Genomic DNA, 17,678 nt, shown 5'->3' with positions numbered 1-17,678 from the left:
CGTGCAGATTTGGAAATCTTCGAACACTACGCGGACGGTCGGCATTCTGCTGTTCGAGGCGTTCTCCAACCACTGCCTCGCCAATGCGGTCGAGCCGCTGAGGGCCGCCAATACCCTTGCGCGTAAGCGGCTCTACGACTGGCAGTTCCTGAGCCTCGGCGGCGGGACAGTTCATTCGTCGAGCGGACTGCCCGTGCAGACGGAGCTATCACTCAGCGATCACGGGGGCGGCGATTATCTGTTTGTCATGCCAAGCTACAATTTCAGGCAGCACGCGACTGGCCAGTGCAGTCGTGCGTTGCGTGCAGCGGCAAAGCGCTATGACACTCTGGTCGGCATGGATATGGGTAGCTGGCTTCTGGCCTCGGCTGGCCTGCTCGACGGGCGGCGGGCGACGATCCATTGGGACGAACTGGTGCCCTTTGCGGAGACATTCCCCGAGGTCGACGTGGTCGAGAACCGCACCGTGAAGGACGAGAATATCCTGTCCTGCGGCGGCGTCACAACCACGTTCGAACTGGTGCTCGGCCTGATTGAGGAACACCACGGCCCGATGCTGGGGCTCGAAGTCAGCTCGCTCTTTATGTACGGCGAAAAGGCAACGATCCTCGACGCCCGCCCCAGTGGTACGCGCCCCGGCAAGGTCCGCATGGCCACCGCTATCATGCGCCGCAATATCGAAGCGCCGCTCTCCGTGCCTGAAATCGCCCGTCAGGTCGGGCTGACAGACAAGGCGTTTAACAAAGCCTGCACAGACACCTACGGCTTCGGGCCGCGGCGGCTCTATCAGGCGATCCGGCTGCGCGAGGCAAGGCGACTGGCCGAGCACACCACCATTAGCGTCGAGGAAATCGCCGACAGATCCGGCTACCAGAACGCGAGCGCCCTCACCCGTGCGTTCAAACAGGAATTCGGCGTCTCGTTCCGCGCCATGCGCAGCGCGTCGCGCTAATTCCCACACCCGATTTGCGGCTTTGGTCGTAGACATCGGGGCGCATTTTCGTCCAATGGTCGCATATGCCGACCCGCCGGCGTGTCTACTATGGAGCCATTCAGGGAGGAGCCTGCCAATGTCGAAATTCACACGCCATCTGCGGGGGGCCGCAGTGGTCCTGTCCGCGACACTCGCCACCGGTGCCGCATATGCCGAAGACGCCACGCTGCGCATTGCGACCCAGCTGACCGGAACCGTGAACTGGGAACTCACAACCATCCGCGAACGCGGGCTGGATCAGGAGAACGGTTTCACGCTCGACGTGCATGACGTCACTGCCGGACCTGCGGGCCAGATCGCGCTGCTGGCAGGCGAAGTCGATATGATCGTGTCGGACTGGCTGTGGGTCGCGCGTCAACGTGCGGACGGCGGCGATTTCGTATTCATCCCCTACAGCCGCGCCGTTGGTGCGATCTACGTGCCCGAGGATAGCAGCGCCCAGACGCTGGCCGACCTCGAAGGCTCGCAGATCGGGATTGCAGGCGGTCCGGTCGACAAAAGCTGGCTGATCCTGCGCGCCTATGCGCAATCGGAACTGGGCATGGACCTCGCGGGCGAGACCGAGCAGGTCTTCGGTGCGCCGCCGCTGATCTTTGAAACCGCGCTGTCGGGCGACCTCGATGCGGCGATCAACTTCTGGCACTTCGGCGCCAAGATGGAAGCCGCAGGGATGCGCCCGCTGATGACCGTGGCCGATGCTGGCAAAGCGCTCGGCCTTGATCCCGACACGCCGCTGCTGGGTTACGTGGTGTCGGGCGAGTTCGCCGCAGAGAACCCCGACCTCGTCGCCAGCTTTGCCGCAGCCAGCCGCGCGGCCAAGGACGTTCTGGCGACCGACGATAGCGCATGGGAAGACCTGCGCCCGATCATGCGCGCCAACTCGGACGCGCAGTTCGAGGCGCTGATTGCAGGCTTCCGCGCAGGCATTCCGGATGAAGGTCCGGTCGATGAAGCCTCCGCTGCTGCGATGTTCAAGATCATGGCCGACCTCGGCGGCGACGAGCTTGTGGGCAAGGCGGAAACTCTACCGGACGGCGTCTTCTGGTGACACCTGACGCGATACTCACGCTGAACCTGACGGAGGCATCCTATGTCGGCCGTCAGGTGCTCGGCCCGATCAGCTTCGGCCTCGCAAGAGCCGAAGTTGTTGCCGTTTGCGGGCCGTCGGGTATCGGGAAAAGCACGCTGCTGCGGATCATCGCGGGGCTGCACAAGAATTACTCTGGCACATGCGATGTAGGCGGCAAGCTCGCCATCGTTCTGCAAGAGCCAACCCTTCTGCCGTGGCGTACGGCGCTTCAGAACATCACGCTGCTTGCAGGCTGCGACGAAACGCAGGCGCAGCAGGCGCTGACGGATGTGGGCCTCGGGGATCGTGGCAGCGCCCTGCCTGACGAGTTGTCACTCGGCCAGCAGCGCCGTCTTGCGCTCGCCCGCGCCGTAGCGGCCAAGCCTGACCTGCTCCTGATGGACGAACCCTTCGTATCGCTCGATGCGGCAACGGCGGACGAGATGATGGCGCTGGTCGAACGGCTCCATGCGCGGCACGGGTTTGCCGCGGTCCTCGTCACCCACGCAGAGAACGAGGCCAGCCGCTTGGCGAACCGCATTCTGCGTCTCGACGGGCAGCCTGCGCGGCTCGTCGCCTAGAACACCGGCGCGTATTTCCAGTTGTCCGCATCCGGCGTGACCTCATCGAGGTCGTAGCCCGCCGCCTGAAGCCGCTGCGCATCCTCGAACCCGAGCTCTGCCGCCTGATCGACAAGCGCGCGTCCGGCCTCCTCGTCCAGCGGCGCACCGCGTCCGCGCATCAGATCGAGACCGTAGTTGAACATGCCGATGGGATCGCCCGCCTCGGCGGCCATTCGGTCGTATTCGGCGGCGCGGTCGGGGTCCATCGGCGCGCCGAAGCCGTTGTCTTCGAGGTAGCTCATCCACGTCATCGCGCCCGTGTAGCCGTCATCGACGCAGCGCTGGAACAACTCTCGCGCCATCTCGTGGCGGCCCGATTTCGTCATCAGATAACCCGACGCGCAGATCGTCATCGAGGTCTCGCCCTCCTGCGCGTTCCGCAGCTGGCGGCTGAGGCTCATCTCGTCGGGATTGAGCGTGCCCTGCTCGTCTGTCTCCTCGGCATGGGCTGCCGATAAGAGCGCGGCCAGAAGCGCCGAAAGCAATATGGTCTTCGACATCGCGACCTCCCCCTGTCATTGCGATACGATGGCGGGAGTGTACCCCAAGTCGGCCCATGCACCGATGGCCCAATGGTCGTAGCCTTCGGCACAAAAGAAAAGCGGCGCAGGTTTCCCCGCGCCGCCCGATTCTCAACGAACAGAAGGACTTAGAAGAAGCCCAGCTTGTTCGGGTTGTAGCTGACCAGCATGTTCTTGGTCTGCTGGTAGTGGTCGAGCATCATCTTGTGGTTCTCGCGGCCGATACCCGACTGCTTGTAGCCACCGAATGCGGCGTGTGCCGGATAGGCGTGGTAGTTGTTGACCCATACGCGGCCAGCTTCGACGCCGCGGCCGAAGCGGTATGCGCGGGTGCCGTCACGGGTCCAGACGCCAGCGCCGAGGCCGTACATGGTGTCGTTGGCGATCGCGAGAGCTTCTTCTTCGTCCTTGAAGGTAGTCACGGAAACGACCGGACCGAAGATTTCTTCCTGGAAGACGCGCATCTTGTTGTGGCCCTTCAGGATGGTCGGCTGGATGTAGTAGCCGTCCGACAGCTCGCCGTTGAAGCGTGCAGCATCACCGCCGACCAGAACCTCTGCGCCCTCTTCGCGGCCGATGGTCAGATAGGACATGATCTTTTCGTGCTGCTGGGCACTGGCCTGTGCGCCGACCATGGTCGACATCTCGCGCGGGTCGCCCTGCTTGATGGCCTTCACGCGCTCGATACAGCGGGCGATGAACTCTTCGTAGATGTCTTCCTGAATGAGCGCACGGCTCGGGCAGGTACAGACCTCACCCTGATTGAAGGCAAAGAGAACGAAGCCTTCGACGGCCTTGTCGAGGAACGCGTCGTCCTGCGCCATGACGTCCGAGAAGAAGATGTTCGGGGATTTGCCGCCGAGCTCCAGCGTGACGGGGATCAGGTTTTCGGTCGCGGCTTCCATGATCTTGCGGCCGGTCGCGGTCGAGCCGGTGAATGCGATCTTGGCGATACGGTTCGAGCGGGCCAGCGCATCGCCGGTTTCCGCGCCGAGGCCGTTGACGATGTTCAGAACGCCGTCGGGCAACAGGTCGGCAACCAGTTCGATGAGAACCATGATTGCGGCGGGGGTCTGCTCTGCCGGCTTCATGACGATGCAGTTACCCGCGGCCAGTGCCGGAGCCAGTTTCCAAGCCGCCATCAGGATCGAGAAGTTCCACGGAATGATCTGGCCGACAACGCCCAGCGGTTCGTGGAAGTGGTAGGCCACGGTGTCGTGGTCGATCTCGCTCATGGTGCCTTCCTGACCGCGCAGGACGCCTGCGAAGTAGCGGAAGTGATCGATGGCGAGCGGGATGTCGGCGAGGCTGGTTTCGCGGATCGGCTTGCCGTTGTCCCAGGTTTCGGCAGCGGCGAGAAGGTCGAGGTTTTCTTCGAGGCGGTCCGCGATCTTCAGCAGCATGTTCGAGCGATGCGCAGCCGAGGTCTTGCCCCATGCGTCTTTCGCGGCGTGTGCGGCGTCCAGTGCGAGCTCTACGTCAGCTGCACCCGAACGGGCGACTTCGCAAACCTTCTGGCCGGTGATCGGCGTGATGTTGTCCATGTAGCGGCCGCTAACGGGAGCAACGAACTTGCCACCGATGAAGTTGTCGTAGCGGTCCTTGAACGGCGATTGGACGCGGAAGTCAGCTTGAGTCTGTTTGTTCATGATTGTCCTCCTGTGGGCCGCTCCTCTGCGGCTGGTCTCAGAAGGATGCCCGCCTATAGCGCGCCGGTCATGATGGGGGAAGCAGGCGGGAGGGCCGACCTGTCGCAGATCTGCGACAGGTTCCGGCCGGAAATCACTGTCGTCCGAGCTTGCGGTGCAGCGTGGCGCGGCTGACGCCCAGCGAACGCGCTGCGGCAGAGACATTACCGTTCGCGCGGGCCATCGCACGGGCGAGAACGGCGCGTGCGGCGGATTCCATATTTTCGTGGCTCGCGACGTCCAGCAGGTCGGCCAGCGGGCGCGGGTCGAACTTGGCACCGCCCTGAACGCGCATGTGCATCCGCGCCGAACGGGTCGCGCCGATCACCAGATCGTCCGCGTCAACGGCGAGAAGCGCGCCCTGACCACGCTCCAGCCCCGGCATCATCACGATACGCGCACGAGGGAATGCGGCGTGGAACATGTCGGCTTCGGTCTTGCGGGCGGCCTCCTGCACAGTCTGCGCGATCAGGGTCGCCACGGCCTCGGCCAATTCGGGGCGCGCGGTGGAGACATCGAACACCGCCGCCAGCCGCCCCTCGGCGTCGTAGACGGGTGCGGACGAACAGCTCAGCCCGATGTTGCGGGCAAGGAAGTGCTGGTCGCGGTGGATCGTCACCGCCCGCCCTTCGGCGAGGCAGGTGCCGATCGCGTTGGTGCCCGCGCTCGCCTCCGACCAGTTAGTGCCTGTCCACAGGCCGGCGTCCTCGAAATCGCGGTCCATTGCGGAATGCCCGCGGCGGTCCAGCGCAACGCCGTCGGTATCGGCCAGCACAACGCACCCGCCAAGCCCGTTAACCATCTGGAACAGCTGGTCGAGGTGCGGGGCCGCGTGGGCTATGACGGGATCGCTCTTTTCCTTTGCCACGCGCAGTTCGGCGTCGGTCAGACGGTAAGGATCACGGCGGCGGCTGGGGTCGAGGCCATGCAGGCTCGCCGAACGTGCCCAAGACGCGACAAGCGCGGAACGCACGGCCTGACCGCCAGACAAAGCCTGTTCGACACGCGCATGGTGCATTGCTGATGCTGTGGACATTCCGAACCTCCCCCCGTCAGTCGGCCATCGCATTATGCGCGGGGCGCGTTTTCCGGCAATCCGACCAAGGGCGTACTCAGCCCGCGAGCGCTCCGTCCGGCACGCGGCGCCAGCGGTTCGCGCGGCGCTCGAACGGCTGGATCAGGGCGATTTCGATCAGCAGCATGATCGCGACGAAGCTCAGCGCGTAGGCCAGCACGCCCGGAATATCGAACATCTGGAACTTGGTGTGGATCTGGAACCCGACTCCCGATGACCGCCCGAGGAATTCGACCACGAGCACGATTTTCCAGATGATCGCGAGGCCCGCCCGCGCGGAAATGGCAAAGTACGGCGCAAGCTGCGGCAGCACCACATGGCGCAGGACCGCGCCCTTCGGCATCCTGTAGACACGCGCCAGATCACCGAGGTCGGGCGACAGCGCGCGCGCGCCTTCGCGCAGCGTGACCAGCACCATCGCGGTCTTGTTGAGCGTCACGGCGGTGATCGCGGCGACCTCATTGAGGCCAATCCAGAGGTAGCACAGCACGATCAGCACCAGCGCAGGCAGGTTAAGGAAGATCGTCACCCAAGGGTTCGCCCAGCGATTGAGGCGCGGCATCCGCCCGAGGAGAATGCCCAGAACCGAACCGATGACCATCGACAGGCCAAACGCAATCGCGACCCGCGTGAGCGTCGCGCCGATGTTCTTGGTCAGCCGCCCCGAGGCCGCTTCGTTCCAAAGCTCTGCCAGCACTTCGGGCGGCGCGGGCAGCACGCGCGGCTCGCCTTTTAGGGCCGACAGCACCCACCAGAAGGCCACGAACGCGGCCAGCGAGAGCACGAATATCAGCCTGTCAGGCAGACGGGATGGAGCGGGGTCTTTCATGGCTGTACGTTAGCTGCGGACACGTCGCCCGCCCCCTAGACTTTGGTGTTATTGCTGCTTTTCGCAGGTCGGACCTACCGTCTGCTATGCGCCTCATTATTGCTCTTTTCGCCTTTTTCATAGGCCTTGCTTTGCAGGGTCCGACCTTCGTACATGCCGAGCCCTTGCCCCGCGAGGAGATCGAGAAATTCGTGACCCCGCCCTACGCGCTGGGTGAGCCGCTGAACGAAAATGGCGTCTGGAGCCTGCTCAATTCCGGCGGCGCGGAGGCCGGATATGTATTTGAAACCGAACCCTTAGCGCCCTTACCCGGATTTTCTGGCGCACCGCTCAACATCATGGTCATGCTCGACCTCGAAGGGCGGTTCATCGATATCAAACTGATCTCGCACAACGAGCCGATCTTTGTCTCCGGCCTTGGCGAAGCGCCCCTGCGCGCGTTCCTCGAACAGTACCAAGGTCTGTCGATCAACACACCGATGGTCGTTGGCGTCCCCTACGGTCACGATGCGGGCGGCACGGGGGTCACGTACCTCGATGGCGTTTTGAAGGCGACGGCATCTGTTCGTATCGCGCACGAGAGCATCATGGCCGCGACGCTCGCCGTTGCCCGCGAGAAGATGCAAGGCATCCAAGCCTCGCCGCCTGCCCGTCCGAACCGCGACTATAGCGAGGATATGACTTGGCAGCAGCTTTTGGAGGAAGGCATCGCGCGGCATCTGGTGGTCACGAATGCCGAGCTGGAGGCCGCGTTTGCCGGCGCCATCTGGGCGCATGACGATCCCGAAGCCGCCGCCGATCCGGAGGGACTGTACCTCGACCTCTGGCTCGTCGACATCGGCGCGCCGTCCGTTGCAAAGGCGGTGCTGGACGACGAGGCATTGGCCGACCTCGAACGGTTCCTGACCGTCACGCCCGACGCCGAACCGCTCCTCTTGATCGAGCGCGCGCGGCACGGACTGGTCAGCGAGGATTTCGTGCGGAACACCGCGCCTGACCTGCTGGGCGCCATTCAGGATGGCCTCCCGATCGAGCTGCGCGATGCGGACATGATTTTCGACACGCTGCCCGAGGTGCCTGAAGGGGTCGCGATGATCCTGCGTGTGGACCGCCGTCTGGGCTTTGATCCGACCCGCGAATGGGATCTGCAAGTCAAAGCCGTACGCGCCCACGGTATGTTCCAGCCCGAACTGGGATACGAGACCTTCGCCCTCACCTACGCCGCGCCCGAACGGTTCTATCTCCGCGACGAGATCGCGAAACCGAGGCCCGCGTGGGTCGATGCGCTGTATAACCGTCAGGGCGACATGATCGCGCTGGCGATTTTTCTGCCGCTGCTGTTTCTGCTGCTCGGTCCCGGTATGAACCGCCTCGCCGATAACCCGCGCTATACCGCGATCAGGTTGGTGATCCTCGCCGCCGTGCTCGGGTTTATCGGTTGGTGGGGCCAAGGACAGCTGTCCATCGTCACCCCGCTCGCCGTGCTACGCACCGTAATCGACGGCGGCGCGTTCGCCTATCTGCTTTACGATCCATTCTCACTGCTGATCTGGGTCGCGACGATTATTGGTTTCGTGCTCTGGGGCCGCGGGCTGTTCTGCGGCTGGCTCTGCCCGTTCGGCGCGATGCAGGAGTTCACACACCACCTCGGCCGCCTGCTCCGCCTGCCGAAGTGGGAGCCGTCGGCGAAATGGGACGAGCGGCTCAAGATGCTGAAATACGCGCTGCTGGCGGGCCTCGTCGCGGCCGTATTCCTGACGCCCGACAGGATCGACAAGCTGGTCGAGGTCGAGCCGTTCAAGACCGCGATCACCACGTTCTTTGTCCGCAACTGGTATTGCGTCGTCTACGCAGCGTTCTGGCTAGTGCTCGGCATGCTTACGTTCAAAGGCTTCTGCCGCTACGTCTGTCCCCTCGGCGCGCTGATGTCGATCGGAGGGCTGCTGCGCGGCCCCGACTGGATCAAACGCCGCAAGGAATGCGGAAGCCCCTGCCAGCTGTGCAAGGTCCGCTGCAACTACGGCGCCATCAAGCCGAGCGGCGATATCGTCTACTCGGAATGCTTCCAGTGTCTTGATTGCGTGTCGATCTACAACGACCCGAAAACCTGCGTGCCGCTGGTGCTGAAATCGCGCGGCAAGGAACTGCACATCCCCAAAGCCAAGGAGGTCCGCCAATGATCACGCGCCGCCGTTTTCTGACGATCTCCGCCGTTTCCGCTGCGATGGCGGGACGCGCGATGGCCGAAACGTGGAGCGGGATTGCGCTAGGAGCGGATGTAGCGATCACGCTGGAGGGGCGCGGTGCAGGTGATGCGCTGCGGGAGCTGCCCGCGTTCATCGACCGGATCGAGGAGACGTTCTCGCTGTTTCGGGCGTCCGAATTGCAGCGCGTGAATAACGCGGGCGAGGCCGAGGTGAGCGATTGGCTGGCCGAGGCTCTCCGCTTGAGTGGTGACATCCACACCGCCACGCACGGCGCGTTCGACCCCACCGTTCAGCCGCTCTGGCGGGCGATTGCGGATGGGGGCGACATCGGCGCGGCGCAGGGGTTGATTGGTTGGGAGCGCGTGACGCTCTCGGGTAACCAAGTCCGCCTCGGACATGGTCAGGCGCTCACGCTCAACGGCATCGCGCAGGGCTTCGCGGCCGATCTGGTGAAAGCGTGGCTGGCGGAGCGCGGGTTCTCCGACGCACTGGTCAACATGGGTGAATACGCGGCGCTTGGCGGGCCGTATCGGATCGGCCTCGATACGCTTGGCGCGGCTACGATCCGCGGCACATCCCTCGCCATCAGCCGTCCCGCCGCGATGACCATCGGCGGGCAGACGCACATCCTGCACCCCCAAGGCAAGGCCCCGCTCTGGAAAGCCATTGCGGTCGAAGCGGACAGCGCCGGCATTGCTGACGGCCTTTCGACGGGACTGGTTTTCATGGAGAAACCGCAGATCACGGCGCTGGTCGCAACCATGCCGACCCTGCACCGCGTCTGGATAGAGAACGAGGCGGGTCTATCGGTTGTGACCTGACCCGCCTGCGTTCGCGCGTTAGCGTTCCGGCGGAATGAACGTCAGACCATAGTCGGCGTAGGCCTGCGCGATCCGGCCATCCCCCAGCGCAGCGGCAATCGCGTCATCCAGCGCATAGCCCAGATCACGGTGGCTTTGATGCACGCCGATGCCCAAGGTCCACGTCGCGCGACTGAAGCCCACGAGCGGCGGCTGGTGGATTGCGACCCCATCTGTCGCGCCCCATTCCAACTGTGCACGCGGCCCCATCGCGGCCATCGTCTCGCCCTTGCCCAGTGCCTCCATCGCCGCGCCCATCGTGCGGAAACGGTGGACATTGGCGGCCAGATCACCGCCGGGGAACGAGGTCAGGTAGAAGTCCGCGATGGTGTCGTTTTCCACCGCGACGCTATCGAACCTGAAATACGCAGGTACCGGCGCGCCCTCGTGCCGCGGGTCATCGCCCGCAACCGCTTCGGGATAGGCGTCCTGACGATAGGCAATGGCAACGGTCTCGGAGGCGTACTGCCCCGTAAAGACCACCTGCTCAATCATGCAGGTCAGCGTGCTGTCGTAGGGCACGCGGAGCATGACGTTCGAAACGGGTTCCCGTTGTACCGTTCCGCGCCAGATGTAGGACATCAGATCGCCTTGGAGGTTCTCCGCAGGCTGGACAAAGCGGAACTCCGGTTCGACACCGAGGGCCTCCGCAAGGATACGCCCGACCTCGATATCGACGCCGCGCGGCTCGCCGTCTTCCTGCCAGCTATAGGGCGGCAGATTTTCGTAGACCGCGATGTTGAGCGTGCCGCGTTCGATGATCTCGTCCATCGTCTGACCGACGTAGTCACGTGCGGTATTTTGCGGTCGCTCCCCCGGAACGATGCCTTCGCACCGCGCCAGAACGGGCTGGGCGGCGAAGGTCGAAACCCCCGCAGCCAGAACTGCGGTCAGTATGAACCGGCGGTTCATCTTAGTGCGTTGCCGAAAGCCCGATGGTCAGCGCGTCGGCCGCGTGCTTGGCCGCCGTCTCCGACCCGTCGAGCGCCAGAACCGCTCGGCGCACCACGCTGTCGGACACCGGTGCGCCCGAGGCGGTTTCGACCTGAGCCGAGATTTCCTCAAGCTCGGTGCGGAGCGCATCCTGATCACCTTCACCCGCCGCAAGGGTGTCGCGGATTTCGGTCAAGCGTGCGGTGTACTCTTCCAGCGCACCGTCGTCGGGGCGGGTTTCGATGTAGGTGCGGATCGCCCAGCCGGCTTTCTGGCCGAGGATTTCACCGAACGCAGGCATCTTCGTAGTGCCGTCCTGAGTGTAGCCGTGCTGGAAACGCTCGACGTACCATTCGTCGCCGTACTCTTCGGCTTCGAGGTAGCGAAGGTCCGGCGCGAGGCCACCCGACACAGCGCCGAGGCCGTGGCAGCGTGCACAGTTCTGGTTGAATGCGCTGTCACCGATCATGATGGCTTCGGCCCAGACGTCCTCGCCCGCAGCTTCGGCGCGGTACGGGTTTTCGGTCAGCCATTCTTCACCCACATCCGGCAATGCATCTGTGTTGACGGGCTGCGGTGCAACGTCACCGTGGCCAAAAGCGGTCGAGCAAACGCCCGAGATAGCGAGTGCAGCCAGAAGGCCGCGGGTAAAGGTGTTCATTGATCTTCCTCCCTAAGATGCGAACTTTGGTAAGCGATCAATCGGCCCCCTAGAAATTGGACTTTCGTCCCAAAATGTCGCAGTTCGGGCCGTCTTACGACCATTGTCCAATAGCTCCGCCCCACCCGTAAAACGAACATGAAGGGCAAGGGAGAGAGGACTATGCGGGCAACGTTTCTGATCGGTGCGGCTTCGCTACTGGTGGTGGAATCCGCCACGATGGCGTCCGCGCAGAACGCAACTTCTCTTGACGTTCCAATCCTTTACCTCCGGCAGGAAATCGACCACCCGCCGGTGCTGTCGAACCTCGATCCGATACCGGATGACCTCGGAATTGCAGGCGCGGAACTCGCTCTGGGCGACAACCAGACCACGGGGCGGTTCCTCGGTCAGACCTATCAACTCGACTACATCAGCGTCCCGCCCGATGGCGATTTTTCTGGCACCGCCGCCGAGGTCATCGCGAATTATCCCGTTGTTCTGGTCGAAGGAAGCGCGGACAATCTCATCACCGCCGCCGACCTTGCATCTGCTGCGGGAACGGTCGTTTTCAATGTCTCGTCAGGCGAGCAGCGACTGCGCTCCGCCGATTGCCGCGCGAACCTGCTGCACACCATTCCAGAGGACGCCGCGCGCACCGACGCGCTGATGCAGGTGCTCGTTGCGCGGCAGTGGACCGACCTCGCGATGATCGTCGGCCCGCGCGAGGATGACGAACGTTTCGCCGAGGCGCTGCGCAATTCGGCCCGCAAGTTTGGGATGCGCTTCAAAGCCGAGAAAGTATGGACATTTGACACGGACCTGCGCGAGTCCACGATGTCCGAGATCCCGCGCTTCACGCAGGATATGCCCGACCACGACCTGCTGCTGGTTGCCGATCCGACCGACGATTTCGGGCGCTACGTGCTGCACAACACATGGCTGCCGCGCCCCGTTGCAGGCACCCACGGACTTCGCGCCGAAAGCTGGGCTAGCGTGATCGAAGCGTGGGGTGCCGTGCAGCTTCAGAACCGGTTCGAGGACGCCACGGGCCGCAACATGCGCTCGCAGGACTACGCCGCATGGACCGCCGTTCGAGCAATCGGAGAGGCCGTCACGCGCACCTCCAGCACCGATCCTGCTGTGCTGCGCGACTACTTCCTGTCGGACGATTTCCAGCTCGACGGCTTTAAGGGCCGCGCGCTGACCTTCCGCCATTGGAACGGCCAGATGCGCCAGCCCATTGCGGTTGTGAATGACCGCGCACTGGTCACGCTGGCTCCGGTCGAGGGTTTTCTGCACCACCGCAACGAAACCGATAGCCTTGGCCTCGACGAGGCCGAGAGCGATTGCACCGCATTTCAGGAGTAACCCATGCGCCGCATCTCAGCGCTTGCCTTCACGCTGCTTGCCTCCACCGCCATGGCGGACGGCCAAATCTGGGTGACGAACGAAAAGGACGACACCGTGAGCGTGATCGACGTGGATACGCTGGAGGTCGTGCAGACCTACCCGACAGGCGAGCGCCCGCGCGGGGTGACGTTCTCGCATGACTATTCGCGACTTTATATCTGCGCGTCCGACAGCGACACCGTGCAGGTGATGGACCCGAACACGGGTGAAATCCTGCGCGATCTGCCGTCGGGCGAAGATCCCGAACAGTTCATCCTGCACCCCGATAACCGGCATCTCTACATCGCGAACGAGGATGATGCGGTCACGACCGTGGTGGACACCGAAAACCGCCGCGTGGTCGCCCAGATCAACGTCGGCATCGAGCCCGAAGGCATGGCCGTCAGTCCCGACGGCAAGATCGTCATCACCACGTCCGAGACGACCAACATGGCGCACTGGATCGACACCTCGACGCATGAGCTTTTCGCCAACACACTCGTCGGCGCCCGCCCCCGCCATGCGGAGTTCACCGAGGACGGAACGAAGGTCTGGGTCAGCTCTGAAATCGGCGGCACGATCACCGTTTTCAACGTCGCGGATCAGAGCGAGCTCGGCAAAGTCCGCTTTGCCATTCAGGGCGTGAACGACGATCTGATCCAGCCCGTCGGCATGAAATTCTCGCCCGATCAGACCAAGGTCTATGTCGCGCTCGGCCCTTCGAACCACGTGGCCGTCGTCAATGCCGAAACGCTGGAGGTCGAGAAATACATCCTCGTTGGTCGCCGTGTCTGGCACATGGCCTATTCGCCCGACCAGACCCAGCTTTTCACCACGAACGGCGTCTCAGGCGATGTGACCGTGATCGACGTCGCGCGCGAGGAGGCCATCAAATCCATCAAGGTCGGCCGCTTCCCTTGGGGCGCGGCGATGCGGCCCACGTCGAACTGAGGAATCCAGATGAAAACACTTTTGCTCGCCGCCCTGCTCGCCCTGCCCCTCAGCGCCAATGCGCAAACCGCCGGCCTCTTGTCCAAGGCCAACCGCGTTGACCTGCCGCCACTGACGCTGTCATCGGGCGTGCCGGTGTCCGAGGGGCCGCTGAACCTGACCTCCGGCACCTATTACACCATCGAAATCGAAGCGGATGGGAGCGCCGAGCTTGCCCTCGAAGGTGCGGGTTTCTTTCGTGCGATCTGGGTGAACGAGGTGGTCATCAACGACATCGAAATCCGGCCAATGGGCCTGAGCTCGTTCGAGTTCGACGATGAAGGGACTCTAGAGATGTCCTTTATCGCCATCAAACCAGGACGTTATCACCTCGCGATCCCCGGTTCGACTGGTGACACCCAGCGCGTTGAAATCACGATTGAATAAGGGCTGACACATGGCGGACGGGCTTTCGATCCGTGGCATAAGCTACAGCTACGGGCCGAAAACGGCCCTGAACGACCTCACGCTGACCGTCCCTTCGGGGCGGTTTTGCGCTTTGTTGGGGCCGAACGGCGCGGGGAAATCCACGTTGTTTTCGCTGCTGACACGGCTCTTCGTGGCGCCGAGCGGCCAGATCACCGTGGCGAGTCACGACCTTTCCCAATCACCGCGCAAGGCGCTGGCGAAAATCGGCGTGGTGTTCCAGCAACCCACTATGGACCTCGACCTGACGGTGCGGCGGAACCTGATGTATTTCGCGGCTTTGCACGGGCTCGCGGGCAAGGAGGCGGATGCACGGGTTGGTGCCGCGCTGGAACGGCTCGACATGGCGGAGCGTGCGGGCGAGCAGCTTCGCGCATTGAACGGCGGTCATCGCAGGCGGATGGAACTGGCGCGGGCACTGATCCACCGCCCTCCCGTTCTGCTGCTGGACGAGCCGACCGTCGGCCTTGATGCGGCGGCGCGGGCGGCGATCACGGACTACGCGCATGAACTTGCCGCCGACGGGATGGCCGTCCTCTGGGCGACGCACCTGACGGACGAGGTGCGCGACACCGATGATCTGGCCATCCTGCATCGCGGGCAGCTTCTGGCACGCGGCACAGCGGAGGAAATCCGTCGGGGCATGACCCTCTCCGACCGCTTCCTGCAAATGACCGGAGAGGACGCGCTATGAGTTGGTTCATCGCCCTTCGCGCCATACTCCACCGCGAGGCGCTGCGGTTCGTCGGCCAACGCGGGCGGCTGGTCGCGGCGCTAGTCAGGCCGCTGGTGTGGCTCTTCATTTTCGCTGCTGGCTTTCGTGCGGCGCTGGGCCTGTCGATTACGCCGCCCTATCAGACCTACATCACCTACGAGACCTACATCATCCCCGGACTTCTCGGAATGATATGCCTTTTCAACGGGATGCAGTCCTCTCTTTCACTGGTTTACGACCGCGAGATGGGGTCGATGCGGCTCCTTCTGACCTCGCCGCTACCGCGCTGGTGGCTGCTGATGGCAAAGCTGCTGGCGGGCACTCTGGTGTCGATCCTCCAGTGCATGATCTTCCTCGGCATCGCGGCGATCTGGGGTATCCGCCCGCCCGTCGTCGGCTATTTCGCCGTGCTGCCCGCGCTGCTGGTCACCGGCCTGATGCTGGGCGCACTCGGCCTGATGCTATCGTCCGTCATCCGCCAGTTGGAGAACTTCGCGGGGGTGATGAACTTCGTCATCTTCCCGATGTTCTTCATGTCATCGGCGCTCTACCCGCTGTGGAAGATGCGCGAGGTGAGCCCGCTTCTGGCCGACCTCTGCGCGGTCAATCCGTTCACCCAAGCGGTCGAGATGATCCGTTTCGCGCTCTACGGTCAACCCAACCTCCCCGCCCTTGGATGGACGCTCCTTGCACTGGTTGCCTTCGCCGGCGTCGCGGTCTGGGGCTACGATCCGGCCAGAGGCGTCCAGTCCCGCAAGGGCTGATCCTAACAAACGAAAGCCCCGCTACCGAGCGGGGCTTTTTGATCCGTGCCGACCACCCAAATATCAAATCCCCAAACAAAACGCGCCACCCTTTCGGATGGCGCGCCTTGCGGACGATGACCGGAGGGGGTCAGTTCGCCATGGCAAGTGCTTCGGGCAGTTTGAAAGTCCAGACGGTGCCACCCTGGTTCAGGTAGTTGACCTTCTTGGCAACCTCGCCGCCCCAGAGCGGAACAGCGCCGCCCCAGCCCGATACGACCGAGACATACTGCTCGCCGTCAGCTTCCCAAGTGACAGGCTGGCCGACGATGCCCGAGCCGGTCTGGAACGACCACAGCTTCTCGCCAGTGGTGTCGTCGAGCGCGATGAACTCGCCTTCGGGCGTGCCGAAGAACACCAGACCGCCAGCGGTGGTCATAACGCCGCCCCAGAGCGGAGCTTCGTTCTGGTACTCCCACATCCATTCGCCAGTTTGCGGGTCGATCGCCTTCAGGCTGCCGATGTGGTCTTCGTAGTTGGGCTTGATAGTGAAGCCAGCGCCGAGATAGGCCGCGCCTGCCTTGTAGGTGACGGGCTCGTCCCAGATATCCATGCCCCACTCGTTCGACGGAACGTAGAACAGGCCGGTGTTCTGGCTGTAGGCCATCGGCATCCAGTTCTTACCGCCGAGGAACGACGGCGAGGCAAAGACCATCTCGCCGCGTGCGCCATCGACGGAGTCGGCGGGATTACCCGGACGGTTGTCTTCGTTGAAGATCGGGCGACCGTTCTCGTCGATGCCCTCGGCCCACGTGATGTCCTTGACGAACGGGAACGCGTCGATGAACGCACCGTCTTCGCGGTTCAGAACGTAGAAGAAGCCGTTACGGTCGGCAGTGGCGTACTTCATGTTGCCATCTGCATCGGTGAAGGCGATGACTTCGTTCACGCCGTCATAGTCCCAGCCTTCGCGCGGGGTGGTCTGGAAGTGCCACTTGATCTCGCCCGTTGCCGGATCGATGCCAAGACGCGAGGCCGCATAGAGGTTGTCACCCGCGTTGCCTTCGGTCGGCGCACCAGCATTGCGGAGGTGCGAGTTCCACGGTGCGGGGTTACCAGCACCAAAGACGAGCGTGTCGGTGTCGGCATCGTACGAGCCGCCAAGCCACGTCGCGCCGCCGCCGGTCTTCCACATATCGCCCGGCCAAGAGGCATTCAGCGTGCCGGTCATGGTACTCTCTTCGCCGTTAAGCGTGCCCATGTGGCCTTCGATCACCGGACGGGTCCACACGGTTTCGCCGGTTTCGGCGTCGCGTGCCTGAACTTCGCCGACAATGCCGAATTCACCGCCCGAGTTACCGGTGATGACCAGACCATCCACGATGAGCGGAGCAGCAGTGTAGCTGTAGCCTTCCTTGTAGTCGGCGATCTTCTTGTTCCAGACGACATCGCCGGTCTTCAGATCGAGCGCCACGATGCGGGCGTCGAGTGTACCGAAGTAGACGTTGTTGCCGTAGATCGCGCCGCCGCGGTTGATCACGTCACAGCACGGCAGAATACCTTCGGGAAGGCGGGCGTCGTACTGCCAGACTTCCTTGCCGGTTTCGAGGTCGATTGCGTAGATACGCGAATACGACGCGGTGACATACATCATCCCGTCGTGGATAAGCGGCTGGGTTTCCTGACCGCGCTGCTTTTCACCGCCAAAGCTGAATGCCCAGACCGGAACGAGGTTATCGACGTTGTCGCGGTTGAGCGTGGTCAGCGGGCTGAAACGCTGGAGATCGCGGCCCATGCCGTTGGTCAGCACGTCGCCCGTCGATGCGGCGTCGTTGGCCAGATCTTCTTCGGTCACCTCGGCCCACACGGGACCGGTCGCCATTGCGGCGCTTGTGACCATGGCACATGCGGCCATGATAAAACGGTTCATCTTAATCCTCCCTCGGATGCTGTTTTGCAACCGCGCCGCCGCT

At 63.4% G+C, this 17,678-nt stretch carries 17 protein-coding genes; 10 read left to right on the top strand and 7 right to left on the bottom strand.

The genetic code is table 11. From position 1 onward, the window contains the following. Nucleotide 1 precedes the first annotated feature (1 nt). The 3 genes from HCZ30_RS13740 to HCZ30_RS13730 all read left to right on the top strand — a co-directional run bounded on the left by HCZ30_RS13740 (nt 2) and on the right by HCZ30_RS13730 (nt 2,644). Entirely contained in the window at nt 2–952 is a 951-nt protein-coding gene (locus tag HCZ30_RS13740) for a GlxA family transcriptional regulator (RefSeq protein WP_348640398.1), read from the top strand. Nucleotides 953–1,070: 118 nt separating this feature from the next. After that, nucleotides 1,071–2,042: an ABC transporter substrate-binding protein gene (locus HCZ30_RS13735; protein ID WP_167638869.1), complete on the top strand. Its 972-nt coding sequence runs from the start codon at nt 1,071–1,073 to the stop codon at nt 2,040–2,042. After that, nucleotides 2,039–2,644 (top strand): ATP-binding cassette domain-containing protein, encoded by a 606-nt coding sequence (locus HCZ30_RS13730; protein WP_348640397.1) that lies wholly within the window; start codon nt 2,039–2,041, stop codon nt 2,642–2,644. The genes HCZ30_RS13735 and HCZ30_RS13730 overlap by 4 nt, the downstream gene beginning before the upstream one ends. Here HCZ30_RS13730 and HCZ30_RS13725 read toward each other — a convergent pair. The 4 genes from HCZ30_RS13725 to HCZ30_RS13710 form a co-directional block, all read right to left on the bottom strand. Then, nucleotides 2,641–3,186, bottom strand: a complete 546-nt coding sequence (locus tag HCZ30_RS13725; protein ID WP_167638868.1) for a tetratricopeptide repeat protein — start codon at nt 3,184–3,186, stop codon at nt 2,641–2,643. The two genes, HCZ30_RS13730 and HCZ30_RS13725, sit on opposite strands and share 4 nt — an antisense overlap. Before the next feature lie 149 nt (nt 3,187–3,335). Beyond that, nucleotides 3,336–4,856, bottom strand: a complete 1,521-nt coding sequence (gene adh, locus HCZ30_RS13720; RefSeq protein WP_167638867.1) for an aldehyde dehydrogenase — start codon at nt 4,854–4,856, stop codon at nt 3,336–3,338. Between the two features lie 133 nt (nt 4,857–4,989). Then, nucleotides 4,990–5,931, bottom strand: coding sequence for a helix-turn-helix domain-containing protein (locus HCZ30_RS13715; RefSeq protein ID WP_167638866.1), 942 nt, complete (start codon nt 5,929–5,931; stop codon nt 4,990–4,992). A 76-nt stretch (nt 5,932–6,007) separates the two neighbouring features. Beyond that, a complete protein-coding gene (locus tag HCZ30_RS13710) occupies nt 6,008–6,799 on the bottom strand; it encodes an ABC transporter permease (protein ID WP_167638865.1) in 792 nt (263 codons plus the stop codon). An 86-nt stretch (nt 6,800–6,885) separates the two neighbouring features. Here HCZ30_RS13710 and HCZ30_RS13705 point away from each other — a divergent pair, with 86 nt between their 5' ends. Then, on the top strand, nt 6,886–8,979 hold the full coding sequence (locus HCZ30_RS13705) for a 4Fe-4S binding protein (protein WP_167638864.1): 2,094 nt from the start codon (nt 6,886–6,888) through the stop codon (nt 8,977–8,979). Beyond that, complete coding sequence (locus tag HCZ30_RS13700; protein WP_167638863.1) at nt 8,976–9,827, top strand: FAD:protein FMN transferase; 852 nt, start codon at nt 8,976–8,978, stop codon at nt 9,825–9,827. Before HCZ30_RS13705 ends, HCZ30_RS13700 begins: the two co-directional genes overlap by 4 nt. A gap of 18 nt (nt 9,828–9,845) precedes the next feature. Here the strand turns inward: HCZ30_RS13700 and HCZ30_RS13695 are convergent, their stop codons facing one another. Further along, nucleotides 9,846–10,778, bottom strand: coding sequence for a substrate-binding periplasmic protein (locus tag HCZ30_RS13695; RefSeq protein WP_167638862.1), 933 nt, complete (start codon nt 10,776–10,778; stop codon nt 9,846–9,848). A gap of 1 nt (nt 10,779) precedes the next feature. Then, nucleotides 10,780–11,460: a cytochrome c-550 PedF gene (gene pedF, locus HCZ30_RS13690; protein WP_167638861.1), complete on the bottom strand. Its 681-nt coding sequence runs from the start codon at nt 11,458–11,460 to the stop codon at nt 10,780–10,782. A gap of 162 nt (nt 11,461–11,622) precedes the next feature. Here pedF and HCZ30_RS13685 point away from each other — a divergent pair, with 162 nt between their 5' ends. From HCZ30_RS13685 to HCZ30_RS13665, 5 genes are read left to right on the top strand one after another with little or no spacing between them, the layout of a single operon-like run. Beyond that, nucleotides 11,623–12,810 (top strand): ABC transporter substrate-binding protein, encoded by a 1,188-nt coding sequence (locus HCZ30_RS13685; protein WP_167638860.1) that lies wholly within the window; start codon nt 11,623–11,625, stop codon nt 12,808–12,810. Nucleotides 12,811–12,813: 3 nt separating this feature from the next. Then, entirely contained in the window at nt 12,814–13,782 is a 969-nt protein-coding gene (locus tag HCZ30_RS13680; RefSeq protein ID WP_167638859.1) for a YVTN family beta-propeller repeat protein, read from the top strand. 9 nt (nt 13,783–13,791) lie between these two features. Beyond that, the gene (locus tag HCZ30_RS13675; protein ID WP_167638858.1) at nt 13,792–14,208 is read left to right on the top strand and encodes a hypothetical protein; all 417 of its coding nucleotides are present in this window, start codon (nt 13,792–13,794) and stop codon (nt 14,206–14,208) included. A 10-nt stretch (nt 14,209–14,218) separates the two neighbouring features. Further along, nucleotides 14,219–14,941, top strand: a complete 723-nt coding sequence (locus HCZ30_RS13670) for an ABC transporter ATP-binding protein (RefSeq protein WP_167638857.1) — start codon at nt 14,219–14,221, stop codon at nt 14,939–14,941. Beyond that, nucleotides 14,938–15,726 (top strand): ABC transporter permease, encoded by a 789-nt coding sequence (locus HCZ30_RS13665; protein ID WP_167638856.1) that lies wholly within the window; start codon nt 14,938–14,940, stop codon nt 15,724–15,726. The genes HCZ30_RS13670 and HCZ30_RS13665 overlap by 4 nt, the downstream gene beginning before the upstream one ends. Nucleotides 15,727–15,856: 130 nt before the next feature. On the opposite strand, the gene HCZ30_RS13660 is transcribed toward HCZ30_RS13665, so the two are convergent. Next, on the bottom strand, nt 15,857–17,635 hold the full coding sequence (locus HCZ30_RS13660) for a PQQ-dependent methanol/ethanol family dehydrogenase (protein ID WP_167638855.1): 1,779 nt from the start codon (nt 17,633–17,635) through the stop codon (nt 15,857–15,859). Nucleotides 17,636–17,678: the final 43 nt, after the last annotated feature.

The sequence above is a fragment of the Marivivens donghaensis genome (genome assembly GCF_011806565.1).
Lineage (GTDB): Bacteria > Pseudomonadota > Alphaproteobacteria > Rhodobacterales > Rhodobacteraceae > Marivivens > Marivivens donghaensis_A.
Note: the sequence above shows the minus strand (reverse complement) of the source record. Positions and strands in the feature narration are given on the sequence as shown.

Excerpts from the sequence above, each read along its gene's own strand:
- HCZ30_RS13735 (WP_167638869.1), top strand. The coding sequence starts at position 1,071 with ATGTCGAAATTCACACGCCATCTGCGGGGGGCCGCAGTGGTCCTGTCC.
- HCZ30_RS13725 (WP_167638868.1), bottom strand. The coding sequence starts at position 3,186 with ATGTCGAAGACCATATTGCTTTCGGCGCTTCTGGCCGCGCTCTTATCG.
- adh (WP_167638867.1), bottom strand. The coding sequence starts at position 4,856 with ATGAACAAACAGACTCAAGCTGACTTCCGCGTCCAATCGCCGTTCAAG.
- HCZ30_RS13715 (WP_167638866.1), bottom strand. The coding sequence starts at position 5,931 with ATGTCCACAGCATCAGCAATGCACCATGCGCGTGTCGAACAGGCTTTG.
- HCZ30_RS13710 (WP_167638865.1), bottom strand. The coding sequence starts at position 6,799 with ATGAAAGACCCCGCTCCATCCCGTCTGCCTGACAGGCTGATATTCGTG.
- HCZ30_RS13705 (WP_167638864.1), top strand. The coding sequence starts at position 6,886 with ATGCGCCTCATTATTGCTCTTTTCGCCTTTTTCATAGGCCTTGCTTTG.
- HCZ30_RS13700 (WP_167638863.1), top strand. The coding sequence starts at position 8,976 with ATGATCACGCGCCGCCGTTTTCTGACGATCTCCGCCGTTTCCGCTGCG.
- HCZ30_RS13695 (WP_167638862.1), bottom strand. The coding sequence starts at position 10,778 with ATGAACCGCCGGTTCATACTGACCGCAGTTCTGGCTGCGGGGGTTTCG.
- pedF (WP_167638861.1), bottom strand. The coding sequence starts at position 11,460 with ATGAACACCTTTACCCGCGGCCTTCTGGCTGCACTCGCTATCTCGGGC.
- HCZ30_RS13685 (WP_167638860.1), top strand. The coding sequence starts at position 11,623 with ATGCGGGCAACGTTTCTGATCGGTGCGGCTTCGCTACTGGTGGTGGAA.
- HCZ30_RS13680 (WP_167638859.1), top strand. The coding sequence starts at position 12,814 with ATGCGCCGCATCTCAGCGCTTGCCTTCACGCTGCTTGCCTCCACCGCC.
- HCZ30_RS13675 (WP_167638858.1), top strand. The coding sequence starts at position 13,792 with ATGAAAACACTTTTGCTCGCCGCCCTGCTCGCCCTGCCCCTCAGCGCC.
- HCZ30_RS13670 (WP_167638857.1), top strand. The coding sequence starts at position 14,219 with ATGGCGGACGGGCTTTCGATCCGTGGCATAAGCTACAGCTACGGGCCG.
- HCZ30_RS13665 (WP_167638856.1), top strand. The coding sequence starts at position 14,938 with ATGAGTTGGTTCATCGCCCTTCGCGCCATACTCCACCGCGAGGCGCTG.
- HCZ30_RS13660 (WP_167638855.1), bottom strand. The coding sequence starts at position 17,635 with ATGAACCGTTTTATCATGGCCGCATGTGCCATGGTCACAAGCGCCGCA.